Below are 311 nucleotides of genomic sequence, written 5' to 3'. Positions count from 1 at the left end.
ACAAATAACGCAGGTGTAGACACTGCTAAATCTTCAGGTGTAGACGCGATCAATCATGTTGAACTAACGGTTGAGAAAAAAGCACAAGCAAAGAACGCAATAGATGAAGCAGCTCGTGCTAAGAAAGCGGAAATAGACCAAACACCAAATGCCACAGATGAAGAAAAGGCAACAGCGAAAGCAAAAGTCGATGAAGCAGTGAATAGTGCGAAGAATGCGATAGACCAAGCAACAAATAACGCAGGCGTAGACACTGCTAAATCTTCAGGTGTAGACGCGATCAATCATGTTCAACCAACGGTTGTTAAAAA

General features: G+C 42.4%; 1 protein-coding gene. It reads left to right on the top strand.

The window, feature by feature from the left end:
- Positions 1-311, top strand: a 311-nt coding sequence (locus KA858_RS11700) for a DUF1542 domain-containing protein (RefSeq protein ID WP_210135779.1), incomplete at both ends; no start/stop codon positions are given.

Source organism: Staphylococcus sp. GDX8P80P (assembly GCF_017893095.1).
GTDB classification, from domain to species: Bacteria; Bacillota; Bacilli; order Staphylococcales; family Staphylococcaceae; genus Staphylococcus; species Staphylococcus borealis.
Note: the sequence above shows the minus strand (reverse complement) of the source record. Positions and strands in the feature narration are given on the sequence as shown.